This window comes from Acidimicrobiales bacterium (genome assembly GCA_036273495.1).
GTDB lineage: Bacteria > Actinomycetota > Acidimicrobiia > Acidimicrobiales > JAJPHE01 > DASSEU01.
The window spans coordinates 1-5624 of sequence record DASUHN010000334.1 but is presented as its reverse complement, the minus strand read 5'-3'; the positions used below and the strand labels follow the sequence as shown (position 1 = coordinate 5624).

Here is a 5624-nt window from a genome sequence, read left to right as displayed (position 1 = left end):
CCTGCTCCCGAAGAGCAACGTGGTGCGCCTGGGCCAGGTGCTCTACGCCGGCCACGACATGGTCGGCCTCCCCGAGCGGGACCTGCGCCTGATCTGGGGCGCGGAGATCAGCATGGTGTTCCAGGACCCGATGACCGCGCTCAACCCGGTGATGCGGATCGGCCGCCAGATCACCGAGAGCCTCGTGTACCACCTGGGAATCGAGGATGACGAGGCCCGCGACCGCGCCCTGGCGCTGCTCCGCTCGGTCGGCATCCCCGAGCCGGAGCGGAGGCTGCGCGAGTACCCCCACCAGCTGTCGGGGGGGATGCGCCAGCGGGTGACCATCGCCATCGCCCTGGCGTGCGGGCCCAAGCTGCTCCTGGCCGACGAGCCCACCACCGCCCTCGACGTGACGGTCCAGGCCCAGATCCTCGATCTCCTGCAGGCCCAGCAGCAGGAGCGGTTCATGGCCATGATCCTGGTGACCCACGACCTCGGCGTGGTGGCCGGGCGCACCGACGAGATCGCCGTGATGTACGCCGGCAAGATCGTGGAGAAGGCCCCGACCCGGGCGCTGTACCGCGACATGAAGATGCCGTACACCGAGGCCCTCATGGCCTCGATCCCCCAGATCCAGCACACCCCGCACACCAGGCTGACGGCGATCCCGGGACGGCCGCCGGACCTGGTGAACCCCCCGCCGGGATGCCGCTTTGCCCCCCGGTGCCGCTACGCCCAGGAGCGGTGCTGGATCGAGGAGCCCCAGCTGACCGAGGCGTCCACCCCCGGCCACCTCTACGCGTGCTGGTACCCGGTGGGCACGCCCGAGGGGCGCGACGCCCTGGCCCGCAACGAGGAGCGGGGCCACCCCGCTCCCCCGCCGGAGCACATCGCCGCCCAGGTGCCCGCCACCGTCATGGCCGGCACCGAGGCGGCCGGGTGAACGGGAGGCCTGACGTGACGGCGGGGACAGCCTGATGGCCGGGAGCGGGACCGCCCACCTCCGCCAGGACGAGAACCCCCTCCTCCGGGTCGAGAACCTGGTCGTGGAGTTCCCGGCCGCCGGCGGGCGCCGGGTGCACGCCGTGTCCGACGTCAGCTTCGACGTGTTGCCGGGGGAGACCCTCGGCCTGGTCGGCGAGTCCGGTTGCGGCAAGTCGACCACCGGGCGGGCCATCGTGCAGATGCCGCCGCCCACATCGGGATCGGTGAACTACGACGGGGACGAGCTCACCCGCCTGAGCGGCGAGGCGCTGCGCCGGGTACGCCCCCGCCTCCAGATGATCTTCCAGGACCCGATCTCCTCGCTGAACCCCCGCCACCGGGTGGGCGACATCGTGGCCGAGCCCCTGGCCATCTGGAAGCAGGGCACGCCCGCCGAGCGCGAGGCCCGGGTGCGCGAGGTCTTCGACGCGGTCGGCCTCGACTACGACACCGCCGCCCGGCGCCGTCCCCACCAGTTCTCGGGGGGGCAGTGCCAGCGGATCAGCATCGCCCGGGCCCTGATGATGGATCCCAAGCTGATCATCTGCGACGAGCCGGTGTCGGCCCTCGACGTGTCGATCCAGGCCCAGATCCTCAACCTGCTCGAGGACATGAAGGAGCGCTACGGGCTGACGCTCATCTTCATCGCCCACGACCTGGCGGTGGTGCGCAACGTCAGCGACCGGGTGGCGGTCATGTACCTCGGCAAGATCTGTGAGGTGGCGCCGGCGGATCCGCTCTACCGGCGTCCCACCCACCCCTACACCAACGCCCTGCTGTCGTCGATCCCGGTGCCCGACCCCGACGTGCGCCCGTCCCCGCAGGACCGGCTGCTCGGCGGGGAGTTCCCGTCACCGATCGACCCGCCGAGCGGCTGCCGCTTCCGGACGCGCTGCCCGCGCGCCGACGAGCGCTGCGCGGTGGAGGAACCCCAGATCCGGGAGATCGAGACCGGCCACTACGTGGCCTGCCACTACCCGGTCGAGCCCGGCTCCTCCGACTCCGCATCCCCGGTGGGGCTGTCATCGGTGCGGCCGGCGGGGGCGCCGGCGCCGAACTCGGCGGCGTAGTCGGCCCACGCCGCCTGGGCCTCGGTCTCGGGCGTGAACTCGGAGTTGGCGTACTCGTTGGCCCCGATGTAGTTCCCGGCCTCGTCGTAGGCGTGCTGGCCGAAGTGCTCCTGGTACTCGGCCGCCACCTCGCCGCCCTCGGCGGCCTGCTTGATCGACAGGCTGATGCGGCGGCGTTGCAGGTCGATGTCGATGATCTTCACCCACAGCTCCTCGCCGGGGTTCACCACCTGCTCGGGGAGGTCGACGTGGTGCACGGCCATCTCCGAGATGTGGACGAGGCCCTCGATGCCCTCCCCTACCTGGATGAAGGCGCCGAACGGCACCAGCTTGGTGACCCGCCCGTAGACGAGCTCACCCACCCGGTGGGCGTTGGCGAACTCCTGCCACGGATCCTGCTGGGTGGCCTTGAGCGAGAGGCTGATGCGCTCCTTGTCGAGGTCGACGTCGAGGACCTGCACCTCGATCTCGTCCCCGACCTGCACGACCGACGACGGATGGTCGACGTGCTTCCACGACAGCTCCGACACGTGCACCAGGCCGTCCATCCCGCCCAGGTCGACGAAGGCTCCGAAGTTGACGACCGACGAGACCGTGCCCTGGCGGACCTCCCCGGGCTTGAGGTTGACGAGGAACTCCTCGCGCTGCTCGCGCTGGGTCTCCTCCAGCCACGCCCGGCGGGAGAGCACGACGTTGTTGCGGTTCTTGTCGAGCTCGATGATCTTGGCCTCGAGGCTGCGCCCCACGTACGGCTGCAGGTCGCGCACCCGGCGCAGCTCGACGAGCGAGGCGGGGAGGAAGCCCCGCAGGCCGATGTCGAGGATCAGGCCGCCCTTGACGACCTCGATGACCGGGCCGGACACGACGCCGTCGGATTCCTTGATGCGCTCGATGGTCCCCCACGCCCGCTCGTACTGGGCCCGCTTCTTGGACAGGACCAGCCGGCCCTCCTTGTCCTCCTTCTGGAGGACCAGGGCCTCGATCTCCTCACCGAGGTGGACCACCTCGGACGGGTCGACGTCGTGGCGGATCGACAGCTCGCGGGCGGGGATCACGCCCTCGGACTTGAAGCCGATGTCGAGCAGGACCTCGTCCTTGTCGACCTTGACGACCGTGCCCTTCACGATGTCACCGTCGTCGAACTCGACGATGGTGGCGGCGATGGCGTCCTCGAGGCTCATCCCGCCCAGATCGTCGACCACCACCTCCCGGGGGATGTACCCGTCACCATCCGGCGGTGCGGCGGTGGCGGTCGAAGCGGTCGGGTCGGTCGTCGGATCGGACATACGGGGGTAGAGCCTCGGTGATCTATAGGGAATTAAAGGAAATCAAAGGCTATCACCGGGCCTCCCCGCCGCCGGCATCCGCGCCACGACGAGCAGCTCGGGCAGGTCCAGCTCCGGCGGGCGGCGCGCCCACCGACCGGGTTCGACCGACCACACCGCTTCCACGTCCAGCCCGGCGGCCGCGCCCGCCATGCGCAGCTCGCGGGGCGTGAAGCACGTGCTCGTGAGCTCGAACCGACCTTCGTCCGTGCCCGCCTCGCTGCGCACCGACGCCGTCTCCCGGTGCACGCCGGTGCCCGGGTCGAAGACCTGGTCCTGCTCCAGCCATCTCACCGCGTAGTAGGCGGAGAAGGCGGTGACGACGAGGGGGGCGCCGGGGCGGAGCAGCGCCGCCAGGGCGCGCAGGGCGTCGGTCTCCTCGGTCCCGCCGCCGAGCAGCCCGAACCCGCCCTGGCCCAGGCACACCACGGCGTCGAAGGAGGCGCCGCGCAGCGGAGGACGCCGCACGTCGGCGCGCACGAAGCGGGCCGAGCTCTCCCCCTCCGCCGCCACCTCGACGAAGCGCGCCGCCAGGTCGATCCCGACCACGTCGAGGCCGCGGTCCGCCAGGGCGTGAGCGTGGCGGCCCGGCCCGCAGCCGGCGTCGAGGACCCGCTCGCCGGGGCGCAGCGCCAGCTCGTCGACGAGGAAGGCGACCTCCTGGGCCGTGCCCTTGGTGTGGGCGTATCTCAGGTAGGCCCGGCCGGTGAAGTCGGCCAGGCGCTCCCATTCCGTCGGCTGCCGTGGGATGTGAACGGCCGCCCGTGGGGCCGGGGCCCCACGGGGCGGAGGAGCCGGGGTGCAGGGGACCCGGCGGGTCATGTCATCAGCCCTTGGCATCGGCCCAGCTGTCCCCCCAGGAGACGTTGACGACGAGGGGCACCGACAGGTCGGCGGCGGAGCCCATGGCCCCGACGGTCAGCTCGGCGGCCCGTTCGGTCTCCTCGGGGACGACCTCGAGGATCACCTCGTCGTGGACCTGGAGGATCAGCCGGCTGTGCAGCCCCTCGGTCTCGAGGGCGGAGTCGAGGCGCACCAGCGCCACCTTGAAGATGTCGGCGGCCAGGCCCTGGATGCCGGCGTTCATGGCCTGGCGCTCCCCCGCCTGCCGCAGGCGGTAGTTCGACGCCGACAGCTCAGGGATCTTGCGCCGCCGCCCGAACAGCGTCTCGGTGTAGCCCTTCTGGCGGGCCTCGGCCACCGTGGCCTCCATGTAGCTGCGCACGTTGGGGAAGGCCTCGAAGTAGGCGTTGAGGATGGTGGACGCCTCGTCGACCGGCACGCCCAGGCGCTGCGACAGGCCGTAGGCCTCCATGCCGTAGGCGAGGCCGTAGGAGACCATCTTGGCCTTGGAGCGCTGGGCCAGGTCCACGTCGCCCGGCTCCACCCCGAAGATGCGCGCCGCTGTCGTGCGGTGGATGTCGCGCTCCTCGGTGAAGGCCTCGACCAGGCCGGGGTCCCCCGACAGGTGGGCGATCACGCGCAGCTCGATCTGGTTGTAGTCCGCCACCAGGAAGCGGTGGCCCTCGGCGGGGATGAACGCCCGCCGGAAGCGGCGGCCCTCCTCGCTGCGGACGGGGATGTTGTGGAGGTTGGGCTGGTCGGAGGAGAGGCGCCCGGTGCGGGCGACGGTCTGGTTGAAGGTGGCGTGGATGCGCCCGTCGGCGGCCACCTCGGCCAGGAGGCCCTCCCCGTAGGTCGAGCGCAGCTTCTCGACTTCGCGGTACTGCAGCAGGGTCTCGACGACCGGGTGCTGGCCCCGGAGACGCTCCAGGGACTGGGCGTCGGTAGAGAACCCGGTCTTGGTGCGCTTCTGGGGAACCAGGCCCAGCTTGTCGAACAGCAGGGTGCGCAGCTGCGGGGTGGAGTTCACGTTGAACACCATCCCCGCCGCCTCGTGGATCTCGTGCTCGAGGCGGGCGGCCTGGCTGGTCAGCTCCCCGTGCAGCTTCTCGAGGTAGGCGGTGTCGACCCGCACCCCGACCGCCTCCATCCGGGCCAGCACCCGGACGAGGGGACGCTCGATCTGGTCGTGGAGGTTGCGCAGGCCCTGGACGTCGAGGGCCCGCTCGAGCGGCGGCACCACGGCCGCCACGGCCGCCGCCCGGCGGGCCGCGGCGGCGGAGGGGTCGGCCGCCTCCCCCGACAGGTCGAGCTGGCCGGCCGGAGCGCCGCCGGGCGGGGCCAGCTCCAGCTGGGCGTAGCGCAGGCACACGTCCTCCAGCACGTACTGCCCCTCGGCCGGGTCGAGGAGATAGGACGC

Annotated in this window: 5 protein-coding genes; 2 read left to right on the top strand and 3 right to left on the bottom strand. The window is 71.6% G+C overall.

The genetic code is table 11. The features are described from left to right. A partial coding sequence (locus tag VFW24_14280) for an ABC transporter ATP-binding protein (GenBank protein ID HEX5267929.1) occupies positions 1-925 on the top strand: 925 nt, incomplete at its 5' end. A gap of 34 nt (positions 926-959) precedes the next feature. Continuing rightward, positions 960-2036, top strand: coding sequence for an oligopeptide/dipeptide ABC transporter ATP-binding protein (locus VFW24_14275; protein ID HEX5267928.1), 1077 nt, complete (start codon positions 960-962; stop codon positions 2034-2036). On the opposite strand, the gene rpsA is transcribed toward VFW24_14275, so the two are convergent. From rpsA to VFW24_14260, 3 genes are all read right to left on the bottom strand, one after another. Then, a complete protein-coding gene (gene rpsA / locus VFW24_14270) occupies positions 1940-3322 on the bottom strand; it encodes a 30S ribosomal protein S1 (protein ID HEX5267927.1) in 1383 nt (460 codons plus the stop codon). The genes VFW24_14275 and rpsA overlap by 97 nt on opposite strands. 42 nt (positions 3323-3364) lie before the next feature. Further along, positions 3365-4183 carry a methyltransferase domain-containing protein gene (locus tag VFW24_14265; protein ID HEX5267926.1) on the bottom strand — a complete coding sequence of 273 codons (819 nt, stop codon included), beginning with the start codon at positions 4181-4183 and terminating at the stop codon, positions 3365-3367. Between the two features lie 4 nt (positions 4184-4187). Next, on the bottom strand, positions 4188-5624 hold a 1437-nt coding region (locus tag VFW24_14260; protein HEX5267925.1), incomplete at its 5' end, for a DNA polymerase.

Bases quoted from the DNA above. Each gene is read 5' to 3' on its own strand.
- VFW24_14275 (HEX5267928.1), top strand. From the start codon at position 960: ATGGCCGGGAGCGGGACCGCCCACCTCCGCCAGGACGAGAACCCCCTC.
- rpsA (HEX5267927.1), bottom strand. From the start codon at position 3,322: ATGTCCGATCCGACGACCGACCCGACCGCTTCGACCGCCACCGCCGCA.
- VFW24_14265 (HEX5267926.1), bottom strand. From the start codon at position 4,183: ATGACCCGCCGGGTCCCCTGCACCCCGGCTCCTCCGCCCCGTGGGGCC.